Origin of the sequence: Haematospirillum sp. H4485 (assembly GCF_012102745.1) — a bacterium.
Classification (GTDB): Bacteria; Pseudomonadota; Alphaproteobacteria; order Rhodospirillales; family Rhodospirillaceae; genus Haematospirillum.
Genome location: NZ_JAAVSY010000010.1, coordinates 55,204 through 75,701, shown reverse-complemented (window position 1 = coordinate 75,701; position 20,498 = coordinate 55,204). Strand labels below are relative to the sequence as shown.

The 20,498-nt window shown below is 56.3% G+C and carries 19 protein-coding genes; 11 read left to right on the top strand and 8 right to left on the bottom strand.

Translation table 11 applies throughout. From position 1 onward, the window contains the following. The 5 genes from bioF to HEQ61_RS08410 are packed head-to-tail and all read left to right on the top strand — an operon-like array spanning window position 1 to window position 4,617. Window positions 1-1,197 (top strand): 8-amino-7-oxononanoate synthase, encoded by a 1,197-nt coding sequence (bioF, locus tag HEQ61_RS08430; protein WP_168020720.1) that lies wholly within the window; start codon window positions 1-3, stop codon window positions 1,195-1,197. Continuing rightward, window positions 1,194-1,814 (top strand): alpha/beta fold hydrolase, encoded by a 621-nt coding sequence (locus HEQ61_RS08425; RefSeq protein ID WP_168020718.1) that lies wholly within the window; start codon window positions 1,194-1,196, stop codon window positions 1,812-1,814. Before bioF ends, HEQ61_RS08425 begins: the two co-directional genes overlap by 4 nt. Next, window positions 1,811-2,578 carry a methyltransferase domain-containing protein gene (locus tag HEQ61_RS08420; RefSeq protein WP_168020717.1) on the top strand — a complete coding sequence of 256 codons (768 nt, stop codon included), beginning with the start codon at window positions 1,811-1,813 and terminating at the stop codon, window positions 2,576-2,578. Before HEQ61_RS08425 ends, HEQ61_RS08420 begins: the two co-directional genes overlap by 4 nt. Then, window positions 2,575-3,216, top strand: coding sequence for a dethiobiotin synthase (gene bioD, locus HEQ61_RS08415; protein ID WP_168020716.1), 642 nt, complete (start codon window positions 2,575-2,577; stop codon window positions 3,214-3,216). Before HEQ61_RS08420 ends, bioD begins: the two co-directional genes overlap by 4 nt. Before the next feature lie 9 nt (window positions 3,217-3,225). Then, window positions 3,226-4,617, top strand: a complete 1,392-nt coding sequence (locus tag HEQ61_RS08410) for an adenosylmethionine--8-amino-7-oxononanoate transaminase (RefSeq protein WP_245183206.1) — start codon at window positions 3,226-3,228, stop codon at window positions 4,615-4,617. A gap of 6 nt (window positions 4,618-4,623) precedes the next feature. Here HEQ61_RS08410 and HEQ61_RS08405 read toward each other — a convergent pair whose 3' ends face one another. Next, the gene (locus tag HEQ61_RS08405) at window positions 4,624-6,096 is read right to left on the bottom strand and encodes a methyl-accepting chemotaxis protein (RefSeq protein ID WP_168020715.1); all 1,473 of its coding nucleotides are present in this window, start codon (window positions 6,094-6,096) and stop codon (window positions 4,624-4,626) included. 219 nt (window positions 6,097-6,315) lie between these two features. Here HEQ61_RS08405 and HEQ61_RS08400 point away from each other — a divergent pair, with 219 nt between their 5' ends. After that, window positions 6,316-8,667, top strand: coding sequence for a Tex family protein (locus HEQ61_RS08400; RefSeq protein WP_168020714.1), 2,352 nt, complete (start codon window positions 6,316-6,318; stop codon window positions 8,665-8,667). Further along, a complete protein-coding gene (gene greB / locus HEQ61_RS08395) occupies window positions 8,664-9,203 on the top strand; it encodes a transcription elongation factor GreB (RefSeq protein ID WP_168020713.1) in 540 nt (179 codons plus the stop codon). Before HEQ61_RS08400 ends, greB begins: the two co-directional genes overlap by 4 nt. On the opposite strand, the gene HEQ61_RS08390 is transcribed toward greB, so the two are convergent. Then, window positions 9,167-9,613 (bottom strand): MerR family transcriptional regulator, encoded by a 447-nt coding sequence (locus HEQ61_RS08390; protein WP_168020746.1) that lies wholly within the window; start codon window positions 9,611-9,613, stop codon window positions 9,167-9,169. The two genes, greB and HEQ61_RS08390, sit on opposite strands and share 37 nt — an antisense overlap. 191 nt (window positions 9,614-9,804) lie before the next feature. Here HEQ61_RS08390 and HEQ61_RS08385 point away from each other — a divergent pair, with 191 nt between their 5' ends. From HEQ61_RS08385 to tenA, 3 genes are read left to right on the top strand one after another with little or no spacing between them, the layout of a single operon-like run. Then, window positions 9,805-10,776, top strand: coding sequence for an ABC transporter ATP-binding protein (locus HEQ61_RS08385; protein ID WP_168020712.1), 972 nt, complete (start codon window positions 9,805-9,807; stop codon window positions 10,774-10,776). Beyond that, window positions 10,773-11,576, top strand: coding sequence for an ABC transporter permease (locus HEQ61_RS08380; RefSeq protein WP_168020711.1), 804 nt, complete (start codon window positions 10,773-10,775; stop codon window positions 11,574-11,576). The genes HEQ61_RS08385 and HEQ61_RS08380 overlap by 4 nt, the downstream gene beginning before the upstream one ends. 30 nt (window positions 11,577-11,606) lie before the next feature. Further along, window positions 11,607-12,317 (top strand): thiaminase II, encoded by a 711-nt coding sequence (gene tenA, locus HEQ61_RS08375; RefSeq protein ID WP_209315686.1) that lies wholly within the window; start codon window positions 11,607-11,609, stop codon window positions 12,315-12,317. Window positions 12,318-12,319: 2 nt separating this feature from the next. Here tenA and HEQ61_RS08370 read toward each other — a convergent pair whose 3' ends face one another. From HEQ61_RS08370 to HEQ61_RS08345, 6 genes are all read right to left on the bottom strand, one after another. Beyond that, window positions 12,320-13,681, bottom strand: coding sequence for a dihydroorotase (locus HEQ61_RS08370; protein WP_168020709.1), 1,362 nt, complete (start codon window positions 13,679-13,681; stop codon window positions 12,320-12,322). 97 nt (window positions 13,682-13,778) lie between these two features. After that, window positions 13,779-15,539 (bottom strand): asparagine synthase (glutamine-hydrolyzing), encoded by a 1,761-nt coding sequence (gene asnB, locus HEQ61_RS08365; protein WP_168020707.1) that lies wholly within the window; start codon window positions 15,537-15,539, stop codon window positions 13,779-13,781. Then, on the bottom strand, window positions 15,539-16,585 hold the full coding sequence (locus HEQ61_RS08360) for a glycosyltransferase (RefSeq protein WP_168020705.1): 1,047 nt from the start codon (window positions 16,583-16,585) through the stop codon (window positions 15,539-15,541). Before HEQ61_RS08360 ends, asnB begins: the two co-directional genes overlap by 1 nt. A gap of 55 nt (window positions 16,586-16,640) precedes the next feature. Then, the gene (locus HEQ61_RS08355; protein ID WP_168020703.1) at window positions 16,641-17,408 is read right to left on the bottom strand and encodes a glycosyltransferase family 2 protein; all 768 of its coding nucleotides are present in this window, start codon (window positions 17,406-17,408) and stop codon (window positions 16,641-16,643) included. After that, window positions 17,405-18,364, bottom strand: coding sequence for a glycosyltransferase family 9 protein (locus tag HEQ61_RS08350; protein ID WP_168020701.1), 960 nt, complete (start codon window positions 18,362-18,364; stop codon window positions 17,405-17,407). The genes HEQ61_RS08355 and HEQ61_RS08350 overlap by 4 nt, the downstream gene beginning before the upstream one ends. Next, window positions 18,361-19,389: a glycosyltransferase gene (locus tag HEQ61_RS08345; RefSeq protein WP_168020699.1), complete on the bottom strand. Its 1,029-nt coding sequence runs from the start codon at window positions 19,387-19,389 to the stop codon at window positions 18,361-18,363. The genes HEQ61_RS08350 and HEQ61_RS08345 overlap by 4 nt, the downstream gene beginning before the upstream one ends. A 186-nt stretch (window positions 19,390-19,575) precedes the next feature. On the opposite strand from HEQ61_RS08345, the gene HEQ61_RS08340 reads away from it, so the two are divergent. After that, window positions 19,576-20,490 carry a YgfZ/GcvT domain-containing protein gene (locus HEQ61_RS08340; protein WP_168020697.1) on the top strand — a complete coding sequence of 305 codons (915 nt, stop codon included), beginning with the start codon at window positions 19,576-19,578 and terminating at the stop codon, window positions 20,488-20,490. Window positions 20,491-20,498 lie beyond the last annotated feature (8 nt).

Genomic DNA, 20,498 nt, shown 5'->3' with positions numbered 1-20,498 from the left:
ATGATTGATCCTGCTTGGCATACCCGTATCGCGCATGCACTGGAGGCCCTGAAAGAACAGGGGCGATACCGTTCCCTGCGCACCACAGAGACAGAAAATAGCATGTCCGTGAAGCGCAACGGATGCAACCTTGTCAATATGTCGTCAAATGACTATCTGGGCCTGTCGCGCCATCCTGCCCTGATAGAGGCTGTCACCCACGCGGTGGAGGAGAACGGGTGTAGCGCCGGGGCATCACGCCTGATCTGTGGCACCCTGCCCTTGCATGACATGCTGGAAGACCAACTGGCCACGCTGAAGGGCACAAGCTCTGCCTTGGTGACAGGATCAGGATTCCAGACCAATGCCTCTGTTCTTGCTGCCCTGCTGGATCAGGGCACGACAAAGACCGCTCCGCTTGTTTTGGTGGATCGCCTGGCCCATGCCTCGATCCACGATGGTCTCAAGCTGGCCGGGGTACGTCAGCTGAGATTTCGTCACAATGACCTGTATCATCTCTCTGATCTGCTGAAGCAATACGGCCACCAGAGCGAGACACGGATCATCATTACGGAAAGCGTGTTCAGTATGGACGGTGACCGTGCAAACCTGCCGGAACTGGTAAAGCTGGCCCAGGAACATGGCGCTCTCCTGTACGTTGACGAAGCACACGCCACAGGCGTTCTGGGGCCGGATGGAGCCGGACTGTGTGCTGACCCCGACGTCAAGGGCAAGGTTGACATTGTGATGGGTACCTTTGGCAAGGCGCTGGGCGGCTATGGAGCGTTTGTTGCAACCTCTCCCCTTCTGCGCGAGTGGCTCATCAACCATTGTAGAGGGTTTATCTATGCAACCGCGCTGCCGCCACCGGTTCTGGCCGCAGCACTGGCCGCGCTGAGAATCCTGCCTTCCCTTGAGAACCAGCGCCGCTACCTGCTGGAGATCGGCAACACACTGCGATCAGGGTTGAGACAGATCGGGATTGATACACTGGACTCCGATACCCAGATTATTCCCGCCGTCATCGGCAATGACCACGACACACTGGCCGCAGCAAGTGTGCTGGAAGACAGGGGCTTTCTGGTGGTTCCCATCCGTCCACCAACCGTTCCACCCGGCACGGGACGCCTGCGGATTGCCCTGTCGGCGCTACACACCCATGACCAAGTTGATCGGCTGCTGGACGCTTTTCAGGCCTTTGCACGGTGCGGCGCATGACACGCATTCTTCTGCTTCATGGCTGGGCCGGATCTGCTAAAGACTGGAAAGGGGTGCAGGCCAATCTACCGAACGACCTAGATACAGAATGCCCCGACGCAGGGTATTTCGGCCAACAGAAGCCATGGTCCGGACACAGGCCTGACCTTGTTGTGGGATATTCCCTTGGATGCCTGGACGCATTGGGTTATCCGGACCTGAACGGCATTCCATGGATAGCGGTCAATGGATTCACGCGGTTCTGTGCGGGGACAGATTTCCCGGAGGGAGTGCCTGTACGCATTCTCCAACGCATGCGGAAACAACTGGATGAAGATACAGCATCAACGGTCATAACCTTTCTATCCAGTATCGGGGCTTCCCGTTTCCTGGATGACAGCGTAACCTATAACCACAAAGCCTTGTCTGCCGGGTTGACCCGCCTTCTTGAGGCAGACAGACGCCCGGCACAGCCTGCCCTTGCGCTGGCTGGAGACAGGGATCCTCTTGTATCTGTTGCACACAGCCGGGCATGCTTTGGTGATTCCGCCGCGATCATCCAAGAGGGCGGACACAGGCTATTACATACCCACCCACACATTGTTGCCAACGCTATTGTCAGGATCATCCGGTCATGAACACGATCGCCTGGAAACAGAAGGTTGCCCGGCGTTTCAATGATGCAGCAACAACCTATGATGCCGCCGCCGCCATCCAGCGCCACATTGCAACAACCCTTGCTGAAAGCCTGAAGGCTATTAACCTGCCCTCCTGCCCTGTTGTTCTGGAAGTTGGGTGTGGAACCGGTTTCCTGACTAAACAGCTTGCACCGGTCCTTCGCCCTGCCCTTTGGCATGCCACGGATATTGCGCCTTCCATGGTTCAAGCCTGTCTGCGTCGCATGCAGCCCCATGCCATAAACCTGAATGGCCGGTGCATGGATGGGGAATGGCCGGACCTTCCCCCGCAATCAGTCGACCTTGTGGTGTCGAACATGACAGCACAGTGGTTCTCTGATTGTCCCTCGGCTTTACGGCGGCTTTACAGCTTATTGCGTCCCGGAGGAATTCTGACAATGACCCTGCCCGGATCGCAAACATTTGTCGAGTGGAGATCCCTGTGCAGTCAGGCCGGCATGCAACCGCCCACACCCCTTGGGCCAAACCGGGATACATTGGCCATACATTTGCCCCATGCGCGCATCTCCGCACATGATGTGCCGATGCACTGTGCAAACCTGTTCGAGTTTCTTGACCATCTGCGCCATACCGGGGCCCGTACAGCACCACAACAAGCTGCCCCCATGACCGTGTCCCAGATGCGTCACCTGATGCGCATAACGCAGGGGCACCCCCTGACCATGACCTATGAAATCCTGACTGTTATATGGAGCCGGCCATGAAGACGGCATTCCGCGGCTTTTTTGTCACCGGCACCGATACGGATGTGGGGAAAACCGTTGCCTGTGCCTGCCTGGTCAAAGCAACAGGTGCCCTGTACTGGAAGCCGGTGCAATCCGGCACCGATGATCTACCGGGCGGAGACACCGCAACGGTAGCCAGCCTGACTGGCCATTACCCAAATGATTTCCCGGCACCAGCTTTCGCCTTCAGGGCTGCCCTGTCGCCGGATCAGGCCGCACGGCTTGAAGGGAAGATCATTGAACCAGCACACCTGGAGAACAGGTTTCCCTCCGAAAGCCCCCTGATCGTTGAGGGTGCCGGTGGCCTGATGGTACCCTTGACCGATCGGGTCCTGATGATCGATATCATGAAAAGATTGGGGATACCCGTTATCATCGTCGCCCGGACAGAACTGGGAACCATCAACCATACCCTGCTCAGCCTGGAAGCACTCAAGGTACGCCATATCCCTGTTGCAGGAGTTCTGTTCTGCGGGCCGGACAATCCTGACAACATCAGCACGATCAAGCGGCTTGGACAGGTTCCCGTAATCGGCCATATTCCCGTGCTCTCCCCACTGGACAAGACATCCATCCGGCACGCGGCAGAAACCCTTGACCTTTCGGCCTGGATATAAAGCGGAGCCATGATGATGAATATGGAAACCAGCAGTCTGATTGCCCTGGATCGTGCTCATCTGTGGCATCCTTTCACCCAGGCCATGACAGCCCCGGATGCCATACCCGTACGGTCCGCATCAGGGGCCGTTCTGACAACAACGGATGGGCGCCATATCTTGGACCTGATTTCATCGTGGTGGGTCAATCTGCATGGGCATGCACATCCCGCCATAGCCCGCGCCGTTGCAGAGCAAGCCGCCACACTGGAACACGTGATTTTTGCGGGATTTACGCACGAGCCAGCCATACGCCTGGCCAGCCGCCTTGCCACACTGCTACCAGACCCATTATCCCGTGTCTTCTTTTCTGACAATGGCTCAACCGCAGTGGAAGTCGCGATGAAAATGGCTTTCCAGCATGCGGCCAACAAAGGAGAAAAGCAGCGGACCCGGTTCCTGGCTTTCGAGGGCGGATATCATGGCGACACCGTTGGGGCCATGTCAGCCGGGGCCTCGTCAAACTTCTTCCGGGCCTGGAAGCAACTTCTGTTGCCAGTAGATATCATGCCGATTGCCTGCCATGATTCTTCCATGGGTCATGACCTGGTCGAGAATGGGGAAGAGCGTGCCCTGAAAGCACTGGAAGCCCATCTTGACCAGTATGGACAGACAACGGTCGCGGCTCTGATCGAGCCTTTGGTTCAAGGGGCCTGCGGCATGCGTATGCACCGCCCGGCCTTCCTGCGTGCTGTCACAGAGCGCCTGCACCATCACGGTATTATGGTTGTCTTTGATGAAGTCATGACAGGTTTCGGACGAACCGGAGATCTGTTTGCATGCGTAAAGGCAGGGGTTACACCCGACTTCATATGCCTGTCCAAAGGCTTGACCGGTGGCTTTATGCCCTTGTCCGCCACGGTAACCAGTGATGCTGTCTACCAGGCTTTTCTGGACGAGTCCGTAGACCGCGCTTTCCTGCACGGGCACTCTTTTACGGCAAACCCGCTGGGATGTGCTGCCGCCTTGGCATCGCTGGATCTTTTGATAACAGATGCCTGCAAGGATGCGCGCCACCAGATTGAAACATTCCACCGCAGCACATTGGCAGACATTGTGGCTGAAAGCGCGTTGACGCGGCACTTCCGGGTTACCGGGACCATCGCAGCCTTTGATCTGGAATGCCCTGATCCCGGCTATGCATCATCCTTGGCACCGCGATTGAGAGAACTGTTCCTGCAAGCCGGCATGCTCATCCGCCCCTTGGGCAACACGGTCTACCTTCTTCCACCGTACTGCATCACCAATGATCAGATGGAAAAGGTGGCCACATCAGTCAGAGCCGTGCTGCAAACACTGGAAAAAGAGGCACCGGGACCAAGAACGGCACCTGTGCCTGTTCCGGCTTTTGACATGTTCTGAAGGAAATCAGCGATCGTCCATATTCATCAGGTCCTTGATAATCCCCTCCAGCTTCCCGCTGCGCTGATCCAGCTCCCTGGCCGCTGCCAGTGTAGAACTGGAGGCTTTGCTGGTGGTGTCGGTCGCCGTGCATACATGCGCAACGTTACCGCTGATTTCTGATGTAGCTGCACTCTGCTCCTCGACAGAGGCCGCAATGGCCGCAGAGATCTCCGACAGGTTCTCAACCTGCCCCATCAGATGATGGGCAATGTCCTGGCATGCTTTTGTTGTATCCTTCAGGAGGCCAATACGGTCACCAACAGAAGCGGCAGATTCCGCTGCCTGGTGCGCCAGGGAATGAACCTCTTCAGCAACAACAGCAAACCCCTTGCCCTCGAAACCAGCACGCGAGGCCTCTATGGCAGCATTCAATGCCAAGACTTTTGTTTGACCGGCAATCGCAGCAATCATGGAAATAACCGTATCAATCTGTGTCGATGCCTCATCCATGGCATACACTTGATCCAACATCTGCCGCATCTCTTCCCTGGTTTCATGGCTGATGCGGGCCGCATCACATAAACGGGCACTGATTTCATTGATGGACACGCTGAGCTGCTCCACAGCCGCCATCACAGACGCCGCCTGGTTGGATGTTTCCTCCGCAGCAGCAGCCCCTTCCGTCGCCTGAACCTTCAGGTCTGTCGATATGGTATTAACCTTGGAGGCCAGCTCCATAACCATGTTGGCAAGACGCTCTTGCTCGGTGACAAGCGACCACGTCACCATGGTGCCGATCACGGCCCCTGCATGATCCTTGACCGGGTTGACGCGAAGATCCATCGCCTCGTCCCCGACGTGGACAACCGCGCGATGCTGGCGGTCACCAAGCTTTTCTATAATCTGCCTTTGATATTCCGGGCGACGGTGGAAGATGTCATAGCTCTTCCCGATAACCTCCTCGGCCTTACAGGGCAGAAGATGTTCTATTTTCTTCAGGGTCTCTCGACTCCTTTTGTTTGTATACGTTATAATTCCATTCTTGTTGCAGAGGATGATGTTCACGGGCATGAGATCCAGCATCTGCAAACGCGCGTTGTTTTCTGCTTCCACACGCAGATGCTCGGTCGCCAGAGACCACGTCAGGCACACTGCAACATAGCGTCCCTTGCCATCGTAAATAGCTGAAAGCTTCAGTTCCAGCTTGTGCGCACCCAAAGATACGATAGCCCGGTGTGGAAGATTCCCCGGGTCTGCAAGCAAGGTACGCTGATGCCCGGGGTTTTTATGAAACGCATCAATACTGGTGCCGACCAGGCTACCGAGAGGAACCGGCAACCACCTCTCCAAAGGAGCGAGAATCTCCATGCTGCGCTTGTTGGCAAACTGAATGGTCAGGGTTTCACTGTCAGCAATCATGACGGCATCGGGCAGTGCATCCAGCGTTGCACGCGACAGCATCTGGATAAAATCATTGTCATATCTGGAGAAAAACATGACGCCCCCGCCCGATACCCTGTATGAGACGGTGTCCATACTCTCATTGACAGTCAAAAATACATTCCATCGCCACAGAAACTGTATCCAGGCAGACAGATATGGATACACTCATACACAAAAGATAATGTGCGCGAATACCCTGACCCTTCTCTGCACCATGAAAGCAGGCTAGGGTCCGGCAAACGGGAAACAGCAGAACAACGGACAACTACGCCCATGTCGACTATTGCCTCCTTGATTGCACAGGATCTCGGCTGTCGGGAATCTCAGGTTAATGCTACAATTGATCTTCTTGCCGCAGGAGCAACCGTTCCTTTTATTGCCCGCTACCGCAAGGAAGCAACAGGCGGGCTGGACGATGCACAGCTCCGCCTTCTGGAAGAGCGACTGGGATACTTGCGTGATCTGGAGGACAGGCGAGACACTATCCTCAAGAGCATCGACAGCCAAGGCAAACTGACCGCTGACCTGCGCACCAGAATTGACGGTGCCAATACAAAAGCCAAGCTGGAGGATATCTACCTCCCCTATCGCCCCAAGCGCCGTACCAAAGCCACCACAGCCCGCGAAGCCGGGCTTGAGCCATTGGCCAATGCTCTTCTTGAAAACCCGGGACACGATCCTGAAACCAAGGCCCACAGCTTTATTGATGCTGACAAGGGAATTGCGAACCCTGCAGAAGCGCTGGAAGGGGCACGCCACATCCTGATCGAGCGGTTCGCTGAACACGCGGAACTCGTCGGAACCCTGCGGGAGTTGATGTGGTCTGAGGGGATTTTATTCTCCACTGTGATCAAAGGGAAAAATGACCAAGGAAACAAGTTTACCGATTACTTTGACCATCGCGAACCCGTACGCCACATAGCAGGTCACCGTGCGCTGGCCATGTTCAGGGGCGCGGCAGAAGGTGTTCTCCGCCTGTCATTACGTCATCCAGACAGTGATGAGAAGACAGGAGACAGTGAAACATGCCTGCGTTATATTGCCAGCCGTTTCGGCATTGGCAACAAGGGACGCCCCGGTGATCCGTGGCTTGTCGAGACCGTGCGGGCCACATGGAAAAACAAGCTGTCCGGGCATATTGAAACGGACATAACCGCACGCCTGCGTGAGAAAGCGGAAAAAGAAGCGATACAGGTCTTTGCTGCCAACCTGAAGGATGTATTGATGGCAGCCCCGGCAGGTATGCGGGCAACACTGGCCCTGGACCCCGGGTACCGTACAGGGGTAAAGGTCGCGGTTATCGACCAGACCGGAAAAGTACTTGAAACAACAACAATTTACCCGCATGAGCCCCGCAAACAATGGAATGAAGCGTTGGCAATGCTGGGCCGCTTGGTCATCAAACATCAGGTACAGCTGATTGCAGTTGGCAATGGCACCGCAAGCCGTGAAACCGATGCATTGGCCGCTGAACTGATCCGACAGCTACCGGAACAGCGGGTTACCAAGGTTACGGTGAGCGAGGCCGGTGCCAGCGTATACTCTGCTTCGGCTTGGGCATCACGGGAACTGCCGGATCTTGATGTTTCGCTCCGCGGTGCGGTCTCCATAGGACGACGCCTGCAGAACCCCCTTGCAGAACTGGTCAAGATCGACCCCAAAAGTATCGGCGTCGGCCAGTACCAGCATGATCTGTCTCAGCCGGAACTGGCCCGGGCGCTGGATGTGGTTGTTGAAGATGCAGTTAATGCCGTTGGCGTGGACCTGAATACAGCATCGGTCCCTCTCCTCAGTCGTGTGGCCGGCATCTCGGAACGACTGGCCGAGAATATTGTCGCCTTCCGCGACAGCAACGGTGCATTCAAGAACCGTCGGACCTTGCTGAAAGTAGCAGGGCTGGGGCCAAAGACCTTTGAACAGTGCGCCGGCTTCCTGCGCATTTTCAATGGCGATGAACCCCTGGATGCATCGGCGGTCCACCCGGAAGCCTATTCCGTTGTGCAAAACATACTGACCATTGCCAAGACCACCATCACGCATGTGATTGGCAATCTTTCCCTGCTGCACACCTTGCGGCCGGAATCCTTTGCCAACGATCGCTTTGGTACTCCGACCGTCATTGACATTCTGAAGGAACTGGAAAAACCAGGACGCGACCCGCGACCGGAATTCAGGACAGCGCAGTTCCGTGATGGCGTGGAGAAAGTGGCGGATCTTGAGCCCGGCATGATTCTGGAAGGAACCATTACCAACGTTGCCAACTTCGGGGCCTTCGTGGACATCGGTGTACACCAGGACGGGCTGATCCACATTTCTGCCTTGTCCGACCGCTTCGTCAAAGACCCAAGAAGTGTTGTAAAGGTCGGCGACGTCGTGAAAGTGAAGGTTCTGGATGTTGATCTGCAACGTAAGCGTATCGCGTTGACACGGCGGATGGATGAAGAACCCGGCAAGCCAGGTAACCAGCCCCGGACACCCGGACAGGACGAAATCCGGAAAGTGCCACGGGCACATCCAAAGGCCAAGGATAACGCAAGGAATCAAAATACTGACAATGCGCTCGCCCATGCCCTGACCAAAGCCGGTTGGAAGACAAAGCCGAATAAAAAGGAACCCCGGTCATGATCCGGTCTGCAAACACACCTGCCACAGAAGGAAAAACGGAACGGAACCTGATCACCCCGCATGGCCTGAAGGCGTTGAAAGAAGAGTACCGCCACCTGTGGACCGTTGAAAGACCCAAGACCGTAGATGCCGTATGGCGGGCTGCGCAAAATGGCGACCGGTCAGAAAATGGTGACTATCTGTATAACAAGAAACGCCTGCGGGAGATTGACCGACGGGTCCGCTTCTTGCTGAAACGGATAGACTGTGCAGAAGTAATCGATCCATCACGGCAAACAAACCGGTCGCAGGTTTTTTTTGGTGCCACGGTGACCTTTGTCAATGAACGCGATGAAGAAAAAACCGTCACCATTCTGGGTAAGGATGAAGCAGACATGGCTACCGGCTCAATCAGCTGGCAGTCCCCCGTTGCCCGGGCGTTGATGAAAGCCGGTATCGGAGACACCGTAACCGTTCGTACCCCTGCCGGCATCAGTACACTGGAAGTCCTGTTGATCACTTACCCAAGCCCGGACGGATCCTCTGAAGAGGTATGACTGGCTGACAGACAGTGACTGTGGTCTGAAAGGACTTCAATCACACGGCAGGCACGGACTGTATGGCCATTCGGGTGCTCGGACATATGCTCCAGCTCTTGCTCCAAACGCTGCAACCTGGCAATGCGGTCGCGCACGCGGTGCAGGTGGCGCATGGCGATACGATCCACTTCATGGCAAGGTTTTTCCGGATGATCGGACAAACGCAGAAGCTCGCGAATGTCATCGAGGGTAAAACCAAGCTCGCGGCTGTGCCTGATAAAGCTGAGACGGTCCAGATGCGCAGGTCCGTAAACACGCTGATTACCAGCTGTACGATTCGGAACAGGCATCAGACCGATCTGCTCATAGTACCGGATTGTTGGCACCTTGCAGCCACTCTGCCTGGCCAAATATCCAATACTGAACAGGTCTTGACGCGCTCTCACACTCCATCCCTCTCCACATACAGGACAAGGCGATCAGGGTGGCCGATCAGGGCCAAGGGCACAAGAGCAAAGATAAATGGCGATACCCCACTGTTGCGGCCCGAAACCGAGTATGAAATAACGGGTACTCTTGCCGCGACAGCCGCCCAACATTGTACGGAACACCTACACGGATGATTGTTGTTCGCAACCTCTGTCATACCTATCCGGGATCACGACGCCAGCCGCAGCGAATGGCGCTGGACAACCTGGATCTTACCGTTGAAATGGGCACCCTGTGCATTCTGTCCGGCCCGAACGGCAGTGGAAAATCAAGTCTTTTTCGCATGCTGTGCGGGCTGTCACAGCCGTCTTCGGGATCAATCCGTATTGACGGATCCGACGTACTGGCCAATCCCGGGGCTGCCCGGCGTATAACAGGGGTGGTTTTCCAGAGCCCCGCACTGGACAAACAATTGTCCGTTGCCGAGAACCTTCGCCTGCATGCGCGTCTGCATGGCTTGGGGACAGAGGACTACAGGACACGCTGTGCTCAAGCATTGGCATGGACAGACCTCGGCGATCGACTGGATGAGAGGGTAGAGACCCTTTCCGGTGGGCTGGCCCGGCAGGTCGAGCTTGCAAAGTGCTTGTTGACACGCCCTCGCATTCTTTTGCTGGATGAACCAACAACAGGGCTGGATCCAGCCAGCCGGCGCTCTTTCCTGAACACACTCAAACGCGTGCAGCAGGACGAAAACATAACAATCCTGATGACCAGCCATGTCTTCTCCGATGCTGATTATGCTGATACCGTGGCCATCATGCACAATGGCAGGCTTCTGGCCCATGACAGCCCGGATATGCTGAAAGCCCGGGTCGGGGCAACCATGGTGGTGATGACCCCACGTGACCCACAAGCCTTTGCAACCATCCTGTCCTCGCAATTCGGGCAAACATCATGGCGCTATGGCGATGAACTGCGCATCGACAATACAAATGCCGACAAAGCAGCATCCTTGATCAGTGGTATTCTGGAACATTACAACGCCGAGGTTCTGTCGATCGGGGTTCGTCAGCCGGATCTTGAGGATGTCTTCGTACACGTGACCGGCAAGAAAGTGGTTGAGCACACCAGCTCCCCCACCCTGGAGAAAGTTCCATGAACGCACTGGTTCTTCCCGCTTTTTATCTGGCTCACCGTGAGTTCATCCGCTTCATACGCCAACCGCACCGCGTTGTCGGAAGCCTGGGACAACCTCTTCTGTTCTGGCTGTTTCTTGGAACCGGGTTCTCTCCCTCCTTCCGCCCCCCAGGCATGGATGGGATCAGCTATGTGGAATACTTCTATCCCGGCGTGCTGATGATGCTGATCCTGTTTGCCTCGATCTTCTCGATCATTACAGTCATCGAGGACCGGGAGCATGGCTTCCTTCAAGGGGTGTTAACCGCGCCGGTGCCACGGATGGCAATTGTGCTGGGTAAGGTTGGTGGCGGAACCAGCATTGCCCTTTTCCAAAGCGTTATTTTGCTGCTGGCGGTTCCGTTTCTGGATCTCCCCATTACCGCCAGCGGACTGCTTCTGGTCTTGCTGGCTATGGTGTTATCCGCACTGGGCTACGCCGCTCTCAGCTTTGCCATTGCATGGACCATGAAATCAACATCAGGCTTCCACGCCATTATGATGATCTTTCTGATGCCACTGTGGCTTCTGTCGGGAGCCCTGTTTCCGGTTACAGGTTCTCCGCTGTGGCTGCAGATCGTCATGATAGCCAATCCGGTTGCTCATGCCCTGACTATTATGCGCATTCCGTTCTATCAAACGGCTTCAGAATGCCTGTCAAACCCTGAATACCTGATGTCACTGTCTGTTGTGACAAGCTGGGTTGCTATCTGCTTGTGGCTGGGGGCCAAGCGCGTTGCCCACCGCGACAAGGGCGTAGGCAGCGTAGCGGCTGCATCTTGAAGAGAACACGTCAATATTGGATCCGACACCGTGCATTACCCTGCCAAAATTGAAGTCGCTCACCCCCCACTGATTGACAGCCTTGTGGATCGGTCACGCCAGGCATGGGATGCTTATACCCAGCATGCTTTTGTTCAGGCACTGGGCGATGGAACTCTGCCCCGCAAGGCTTTCCTGCACTATCTCAGGCAAGATTACATCTTTCTGGTTCACTTCTCGCGGGCATGGTCCTTGGCTGCATTCAAGGCTGAAACCGTCGAGGATATACGCCAATGCGCCTCAACCGTTCATGCCCTGACCACACACGAAATGCCGTTGCATGTGCAAACGTGCGAGGCAGAGGGCATTACCCTGTCCGATCTTGAAAAAACGGATGAAGAGGTTGCCAATATCGCCTATACTCGCTTTGTCATGGATTGCGGTCTACGCGGTGATCTTCTCGACCTTCTGGTGGCATTGGCTCCGTGCGTCTTCGGGTATGGCGCCATCGGGAATGCACTGGCAGTACAGAACAAGGCTATGCTGTCGCAGCATCCTTATGCAGACTGGATAAGGACCTACGCCAGTCCCGAATATCAGGATGTATGCCACGCGGTCAGTACGCTTCTGGACCGGGTTGCCTATAACGCACTGGGTGATCAGCCTGAAACATCACCACGCTGGACCAGCTTGGTCAGAACGTTCAATACCGCCTGCGTGCTGGAAAGCAACTTCTGGCAAATGGGCCTGAACCCGCCCTGATATCAGGCAACGGGAACCGAAGACCGCGCCGGTACACCACAGAAACGAACGGGGATCCCGGCAGGAATGCCACTGACCATCGTATCGCGCATGGCAAAAGCACCACGTACAACCGTATGAACAGGACGCCCCGCTGCGTGAAACCCGTCAAAGGGCGTCCATCCACAGCGACTGGCAATCCAGGAATCGCTGATCGTCCAACGCTGCTTCAAGTCTACAATCGTCAGATCTGCATCATAGCCAAGTGCAATCCGTCCCTTCCCGGCTATTCCAAAGACTCGCGCCGGCCCGGCACTGGTTAGATCCACAAACCGCGCAAGGGACAAACGGCCACTGGCAACATGGGTCAGCATAACCGGGACCAGTGTCTGGACACCGGTCATACCAGATGGACTGTCGGGGTAAGGGCGTGCCTTTTCTTCCAGGGTATGGGGCGCATGATCAGACCCGATGACATCGACAACACCATCTGATACAGCCTGCCACAGGGCCTCGCGATGCGCTGCGTCACGGATCGGAGGGTTCATCTGTAGACGCGTTCCAAGTCTCTCGTAATCACCGGGGCCGGCAAACATCAGATGCTGGGGAGTCACTTCGACGGTGGCAAAATCCCTGCATGTTGCCAGAAGCTGCATTTCTGCTGCCGTTGTCACATGCAACACGTGAACCAGTCGGCGTGCTCTTCTGGCAAGTTTCAACAGGCGAGTTGTTGCCAGAAGGGCAGTTTCTTCGTCACGCCACGCAGGGTGCATGGCAACATCGGCGCCGCCGCCAACAATGCCCCTGCGTTCTTTCAGACGCTCCTCATCCTCGCAATGAACAGCTATCCGACGGTAACCTTGCGACAAGACATCGGCCAAGGTGTTATCATCAGCTACCAGCAGGGAGCCTGTTGAAGAGCCCATAAAAACCTTGATCCCTGCACAGCCGGGGATACGTTCCAGCTCTGCCAAGTCCTGCAGGTTGCCCGCCGTCGCACCAATGTAGAAGGCATGATCGCACCATGAACGCCCCACAGCCCTGAACAACTTGTCAGCCAAGTCTTCGGCACTGACGGTACCCGGCTGCGTATTGGGCATTTCAAAGACAGAGGTTACACCGCCAAGGACAGCGGCACGGGTTCCTGTCTCCAGATCCTCCTTGTGCTCCAGTCCGGGTTCACGGAAATGAACTTGACTATCAATAACACCGGGCAAGACGGTCAGGCCATCTAGGTCAACAATACGCTCCCCCCGGGTCCCCAAGGAACCAAAAGCCGCAATCCGCCCGTCCCGGATACCGATATCAGTCAGGACAGGGCCACCCGGCATCCAGACGGTCCCGCCGGACAGGACAAGGTCAAAGAGTTCGCTGTTATGGATCATCACAACACCCGGAGGATTGATTGTTGCCTGTAAGTAGCCACAGGTAGCATATATACCCAAGGTTGTCTACAGGCCAGATAACCTTCCTTATACGCCTCTAGGGGGGAGATGATAAAACATGAAAAACATCACCATCCACAGCCTGCCCCATAATGTGGCGGCGATACCACAAGTCCAGAAATAACAAAGACCAAGCGGCAAAACGCTCCCGCCGTCCAGGTGCCATAAACAAGGAGCGGACAACAGCAGGATCAGCCACGCGGCTAGCCAACTCTCCCCTGGCAACCAAGGCCCCTAATTCCTGCCCACGGGCCGCTATCCACTCCCCGACAGGCACCGTAAACCCCTTTTTGGGTGCAAACGGATTGGCCTGAGGCAAGGCATTCTCCAGCCAACGGCGCAAAATATACTTCCCCTGCCCTCCACGTATTTTAAGGGACCGTGGAAGACGGGCAGCGACCTCGGCCACGACCGGATCCAGAAACGGCACGCGTCCTTCCATACCATGAGCCATCAAACAACGATCAAGCTTGGTCAAAAGATCGTTGGGAAGCCAATCCGCGCAATCAATATACTGCGCACGCAACAGACGGTCATGAACCGTACGAGCCGCATCTTCCTCGGATGCCTGGTAGCCGGTACGCCATGAAGGGAAACGACCGAGATTTCCGCCCAACCCTTCAAACAGTCCACGACGACGCATCGCCCGGGTAAAAGGCCACGGCCGTGAAGCTGCTCGGTAACGGCTATAACCGGCAAACAGCTCATCCCCTCCTTCACCAGACAGAACAACCGTTACATAGGGACGTGCTGCCCGGGCAAGCAACCAAACAGGGATAATGGCATAGTCGGTCGCCGGATCATCCATACAGGCAACAATCCGGGGCAAACAGTCCCAGAAATCCCGATCGGTTACCGACAGTTCGATATGCTCCGCCCCGACAGCCTGGGCAAGAGAACGCGCATGATCCCGTTCATCGTGTACACCCGTTTCCGGAAAACCCGCCGTAAAGGCCAGAACCGGGCGCTCATTTAGACGGGACATCAAGGCCAGGAGAGCCGCACTGTCAACACCTCCGGACAGAAACATGCCATAAGGCACATCAGACCGTTGGTGCACGGCAACACTGTCCATCAAAGCCTGATCCAAAGCCCGAAGAGCTTCTCTTTCCGTTTCAAGAGGAGGCTGGCTGCTGCGTAATGGCAAGGGCTGACGGCAGCTGTCAACAATACGCCCCTTGCGGATCATGATCATCTCGCCGGGAAGCAGACGACGAATACCGTCAAACAACGTCCGACTTCCCGTTGTGAATTGAAGGTTAAGTAACTCACCAGCAGCATCTGCACACAGAGACGGAGCCACAAAACCACCCGCAACCAGCGCCTGAGCCTCGGACGCAAAGGCGACGCCATCAGCATGCTCAACCACGTATAATGGCTTGATCCCGAATGGATCCCGCCCAAGCAGTAGTATGTCTTCCGCAGAATCATACAAGGCAAAGGCAATCATGCCCCGCAAAGACGCCGGAAATGAAAGACCCTGGCGATCATACAGGGCAAGAAGACTCTCGCAGTCCGAACCCGTACGGAAAGGAGCAGCTGGCATATCCTTGCGGACAGATGGATCATTGTAAATCTCGCCATTGGCGACCAGAATGCGGCCACCGGGCCAGAACAGTGGCTGGTCACCACCAGCAGGATCAATAATGGCCAAGCGAGTGTGTACTAACCCGACAGGGCCATCAACATGCACATGAACACCATCGGGACCACGGTGAGCCAAGGCATCGGCCATAGCTCTCAGCCCAGCCTCCGGCACCGCCCCATGGGCGGCAAAAAAACCTGCTATGCCACACATCAGGCCGACACCCGGGCAAAAAAGTCCCTGTACTTGCCGATAACAATACTTTCGGTAAACTCTTCCGTGAAGCTTTTCCGCCCCTCTTCGGCAAGACGCGCCAGAAGATCACGATCCCGCAAGGCCTGACGAATAGCATCCGCCATCGCATCAACATCATCCACCGGGGTTAAAAGCCCATTCACGCCATGCTTGATCAGTGCTGCCGGTCCCTGACTTGCCGCCGCAAGAACAGGCCGACCTTGCGCCCAGGCCTCCAGCACAACATTCCCCAAGGGTTCGTGGCGCGAAGGGCATATAAACAGATCGCACGAGGCATGAAAAGCCGGGGCATCATCGCGCCATCCCAAGAAACGGACACGCGGGCGTACACCGACTTCATAAGCCAGTGCTTCCAGGCGTTCCCGCTCCGGCCCATCACCGGCAATCCACAGATACACGTCTGACAAACGCGCAAACGCACGGATCAGGGTATCAAACCCCTTGTTTTCGTGCAGCCGCCCCAGTGCAAAAACAATAGGCACACGGTCAGGGGTATAAAATTCAGCACGATTGACCGGCGGCGCCGTACGTTCATCAACAAAATTGGGTAGGTAATGGGCTCGCTCTACCGGCCAGCCGTGACTTGTCACATAGTCAACAAGATCACGGGTATTGCACACTAGATGATCACACGACTGATAATGCTTCAGGTCGTAGTAACCACCCAAGCGACCAACATGCACGAACGGAACAGAGATCTGCGTTCTGGACGGACAAAAAGACGTCGCCCTGTTCATCCAGGTCAGCACAACTGCTGGCTGGAATCTCTCAATTTCCCGACGGAAAGCGCGGCGTGTAGAAAAATCAAACCGTCCGCCAAAGCCAAGAGCCACCGGATCAAGCCCCCCCTCACGCAGGCGGGCCATTCTGTTGCTGTCCGGACGCAAGAGTATGTGCTGCTGGACACCGGCACGATGAAGGGCCAGAACAAGCCGCTCGAAAAACAGCTCCGCTCCACCATTCGGGGCACCGGCCATAGCCTGCAGGATCCGAAGATTTACCATCTGTTGCACACAACTCCTGTCATCATACGGACGGCTCGCCTCCTGCAAGAGACGTTTAAACCTCTTCCGTTTCCTCCATGGCCTTTATGTACGAAAGCAGCGGATACAGCGCCGTACACAAGGCCACAACCAACCCCATACGCCCCTCACGATACCCCTTGCGGAACAGATAGACCCGTAAAAAACGCGATAGTGCCGAGCGGATAGCCCCGGCCAGAGATCCTGCTTGGCCGGACTCCCGCAGGTCAACAGCACGCGCTGAAGTATACCGGTCAAGACGGTGCAGCATATCGGAAATATTGCGATCAACATAGTGCAACAGCGGAGCTGTCAGAGCCGGACCGCGCGTACCAGACCACTGAAGAGCCGGGTGAACCCTCTGGCGGCCCCATATTTTCACGCCACGCCGGAAAAGTGCCGGGCACCCTGCCTTACCGAAACTGGATCCCCACCCATGACGGACCAAGCGTGTGCCAATGTAATTGTCGACGGGAACAACGTGCCAGTCGAAAAGGGAGGATGCAATGACGGCACGAACCTCCGCAGCCAAGGCAGACGATACGTGCTCGTCTGCATCCACTTCCAGAATCCAGTCTCCACGGCATGCTTCTATGCCCGCATTCCGACGATCGCCTTCAACCGGCCAGGCGCCCTCTATCATCCTGGCCCCGGCAGAACGGGCAATATCAGCCGAACGATCGGTACACCGATCAAGAACGACGACAATCTCGTCGGCAAATGTCAAACGCTCCAGGCACGCTGGCAGACGCTCTTCCTCATTATGAACGACAACCAAGGCTGAAAGCCGGGGCAATTCCTTCATGACCGGGTACGCCTCCACAGCTGACAGGCGGCATCAAAAACACTATCGACAGCAAGGCCATCCATTAACGTCCCCGTTTTGCGATGGTCAAACCCGGGAGGATAGATGGTCTGAAGGGTTTCCGGCGTACGAACAAACGCCGCATTAGGCCCCCATGGACCGTACAGGCACTCATCACTGGGGCCAAAGAGACCAAGTGTCGGGATACCGGCAGCAGCAGCCATATGCATCAGCGCGCTGTCATTGCCAACATAGAAAGAACAGCGCCGGAGACAAGCCGCCGCAACAGGAAGAGACAAACGGCCAACAAGATCAAGACAACGATCCGATGGAAGGGTACGGGCAACCTGCTCTGCCTGGTGGCGTTCATCCGGTGCACCGAAAAGGGCAACGCGCGCCCCCGGCAGGATGCCATCCGGTGCGGTCAGGCGCGCGACAAGTTCCGCAAAACGCTCGGCACGCCAGATCTTGGCAGGCCAGTTTGCAGCTGGCCCGACGGCCAGAACCGGTGAACCATCGGGAATGAGCTGACATGCTTTCTGCTCATCATCACCTGTGGTCCACAAAACAGGCGAAGGAGGATCATCCACCAAACCGACAAGAGAGCCGGCAGCCCTAACGCGATGAAGCGCCGCAGTATCGCGACCGGAAACCAGTCGCCGCCCTGCAAAGGGTAGACACCACGCCAAGGCTGAACGACGCAGATCAACCACGACATCCCAGCGGGTTGTGGCAACCTGTCGCCATAAATCCAGCCAATGCCCGCCCCAACGGCGTTTATCCATGATGATCAGGCGTTCCAGCTCAGGCAAACCCGAGAACAGTGGAGCCGCCAAAGGACCACAGGCAACAGTGACACGAACCCCCGGCATGACCCCAACCAAATAAGCCAGAAGACCAGAAGACAGAACCGCATCCCCGATCCGGGTCGAGGTGACAAACAACAAACGGCTCATACACAAACCTCAGCGGCAAGAGTCTCAAGAAAAACAGCCGCATCATTCCATGATCGATGGCGGAACGACGCCCCTGCTGCAGCAGACAAACCAGAAAACACACCATCATCCTGTAAAATCTGCACAGCCACACCAGCCAGTGCCGCATCATCGGGGACACAATACCCGGATACACCGTTCTCTACACGGTCAATAGCCCCCCCAGCTGGACCAGCAACGGCAGGAACGCCGCATGCCTGGCTTTCGGCCAGTGTCCAGCAGCACATGTCATCATCACACGTAGGGTAAAGGTGCAACCGGGCACGGGACCAGAGGGTGAACAGACCCAGATCGCCGGGCGGAAGACAGACTTCAACGCCCTTACTGGCCAAAGCCTTGACGCGCTCAAACAGGGGCCTCAGAACCACAGGCACATAATCCGGACCGGATCCAAGGAGACGTGACACGACCAACAACCTTGCCCCGGGAACATGGGGCCTGATCTGGTCACACCAAATATCCAGAAGGCGGTCCAGCCCACGCTGCGGATGCGTGGTAACAACCGCGACAGGATCAATAGAGGCAGGCACTCCCGTACCCCGACCCAAGAAGGGGGAGCGAACCCCAACCGGCATAATCCAAGCGGGACCGTCTCCACTCCAACGGCGATGCTGAGCAGCACCACAAAACAGAACGCCCGCCCTTGTAGCCAGGATACGCGCCTGCACAGCCGGATGCGCCATATATTCAGGTGATGCCGTAACCCAGAGCAACTGCCGACGCGCCGACACCTGCCCCAGCAAGCCCGGATCCCGGAAGGCAACAGAAACATCTGCAACAAGATCCGTCGCCTCGCCTACAGGAACGTAGGCTATCCCGTTGCATTCAACCCGCCGGGATACACGACAGGCAACAGAAACCCCGTGCCCACGGGCTGACAAGGCATCAGCCAGCCCGTGCAAAGCTTTCTCCGCACCACCCAAAGCATGATGATCGGGGGAGAAAACACTGTAATCAGCAGTGCCATCAAGAAAGCAAAAGCGCATGTCCAAGAAAACAGCCGGGCGACCAACGAATGCTTTCGCTTATAAGAGGTTGCACACCAGATTACCAGCCCCGGTCAACCAACCGACTGAAAAACACGGCTGACAGGACTTTTCTCTTGCTTGACTCTATAAGCCCGCCCACATAATCGGGGCATAATCACAGAACTGACAAGCCTGAGACCACGAATGTCACCAGAAACTGCTCCGTTTCATGAGCTTGCTCACCGAGGCGCCCTGATCTTGTCCGGCGATGACCATCGCGCCTTCCTGCAGGGGCTGGTTTCTGCCGACATTCGTACGGTTACGGAGAACCACAGCGCGTGGACAGCCCTGCTGACCCCACAGGGAAAATTCCTGCATGACTTCTTCATTTACCAGCTTGGAAACACCCTGCTGCTGGAGGGAGAGCGGGAGCGACTGGAAGACCTGCGGACACGCCTCCTGCGCTATCGGCTTCGCGCCAAGGTCATCCTGGAATCCGCACCGGACCTGGCCGTCTTTGGTACCCTGCCACCATTTCATGGGCCACTGAAGAACCTGAGCCACGCAGGCGATACAATCACATTCGGGGATGGCATCGCCTGCATGGACCCGCGCCTGCCAGCCGGTGGTATACGCATCGTTGCATCGCGCCAGGCCATTTCAGAGACAGGGCTGACCACAACTGACATGACCGAAGCCGCATGGGAGCAAAACCGCATACGCAACGGCCTGCCTGATGGTAGCCGGGACATAGAACCCGAGAAAGGCTTCTTGCTGGAATATGGCTTCGATGAACTGGGCGGTGTTGATTTTCGCAAGGGCTGCTACGTTGGCCAGGAAACAACCGCCCGCATGAAGTGGAAGCACCTGACAAAGAAACGCCTTGTCCCCCTGCGCGGGGAAGGTAAGACCATTCCACAAAGCAACAGCCCGATAACTCTGCCTGATGGTCAGGTAGTTGGCGCTATACGCAGCAGCACGACTGACGAGACCGGAACAGGCTTTCTTGCCATGGGCATTGTACGCTTGGATGCCATCCAGGCGGATGATTTACGCTGCGACACCATGCGCCTGAAACCCTGCCCTCCCGCTTGGCTGCGCCTTCCGGACAACCGCTGAGGCAAGGT

Excerpts from the sequence above, each read along its gene's own strand:
- bioF (WP_168020720.1), top strand. The coding sequence starts at position 1 with ATGATTGATCCTGCTTGGCATACCCGTATCGCGCATGCACTGGAGGCC.
- HEQ61_RS08425 (WP_168020718.1), top strand. The coding sequence starts at position 1,194 with ATGACACGCATTCTTCTGCTTCATGGCTGGGCCGGATCTGCTAAAGAC.
- HEQ61_RS08420 (WP_168020717.1), top strand. The coding sequence starts at position 1,811 with ATGAACACGATCGCCTGGAAACAGAAGGTTGCCCGGCGTTTCAATGAT.
- bioD (WP_168020716.1), top strand. The coding sequence starts at position 2,575 with ATGAAGACGGCATTCCGCGGCTTTTTTGTCACCGGCACCGATACGGAT.
- HEQ61_RS08410 (WP_245183206.1), top strand. The coding sequence starts at position 3,226 with ATGATGATGAATATGGAAACCAGCAGTCTGATTGCCCTGGATCGTGCT.
- HEQ61_RS08405 (WP_168020715.1), bottom strand. The coding sequence starts at position 6,096 with ATGTTTTTCTCCAGATATGACAATGATTTTATCCAGATGCTGTCGCGT.
- HEQ61_RS08400 (WP_168020714.1), top strand. The coding sequence starts at position 6,316 with ATGTCGACTATTGCCTCCTTGATTGCACAGGATCTCGGCTGTCGGGAA.
- greB (WP_168020713.1), top strand. The coding sequence starts at position 8,664 with ATGATCCGGTCTGCAAACACACCTGCCACAGAAGGAAAAACGGAACGG.
- HEQ61_RS08385 (WP_168020712.1), top strand. The coding sequence starts at position 9,805 with ATGATTGTTGTTCGCAACCTCTGTCATACCTATCCGGGATCACGACGC.
- HEQ61_RS08380 (WP_168020711.1), top strand. The coding sequence starts at position 10,773 with ATGAACGCACTGGTTCTTCCCGCTTTTTATCTGGCTCACCGTGAGTTC.
- HEQ61_RS08370 (WP_168020709.1), bottom strand. The coding sequence starts at position 13,681 with ATGATCCATAACAGCGAACTCTTTGACCTTGTCCTGTCCGGCGGGACC.
- asnB (WP_168020707.1), bottom strand. The coding sequence starts at position 15,539 with ATGTGTGGCATAGCAGGTTTTTTTGCCGCCCATGGGGCGGTGCCGGAG.
- HEQ61_RS08360 (WP_168020705.1), bottom strand. The coding sequence starts at position 16,585 with ATGGTAAATCTTCGGATCCTGCAGGCTATGGCCGGTGCCCCGAATGGT.
- HEQ61_RS08355 (WP_168020703.1), bottom strand. The coding sequence starts at position 17,408 with ATGAAGGAATTGCCCCGGCTTTCAGCCTTGGTTGTCGTTCATAATGAG.
- HEQ61_RS08350 (WP_168020701.1), bottom strand. The coding sequence starts at position 18,364 with ATGAGCCGTTTGTTGTTTGTCACCTCGACCCGGATCGGGGATGCGGTT.
- HEQ61_RS08345 (WP_168020699.1), bottom strand. The coding sequence starts at position 19,389 with ATGCGCTTTTGCTTTCTTGATGGCACTGCTGATTACAGTGTTTTCTCC.
- HEQ61_RS08340 (WP_168020697.1), top strand. The coding sequence starts at position 19,576 with ATGTCACCAGAAACTGCTCCGTTTCATGAGCTTGCTCACCGAGGCGCC.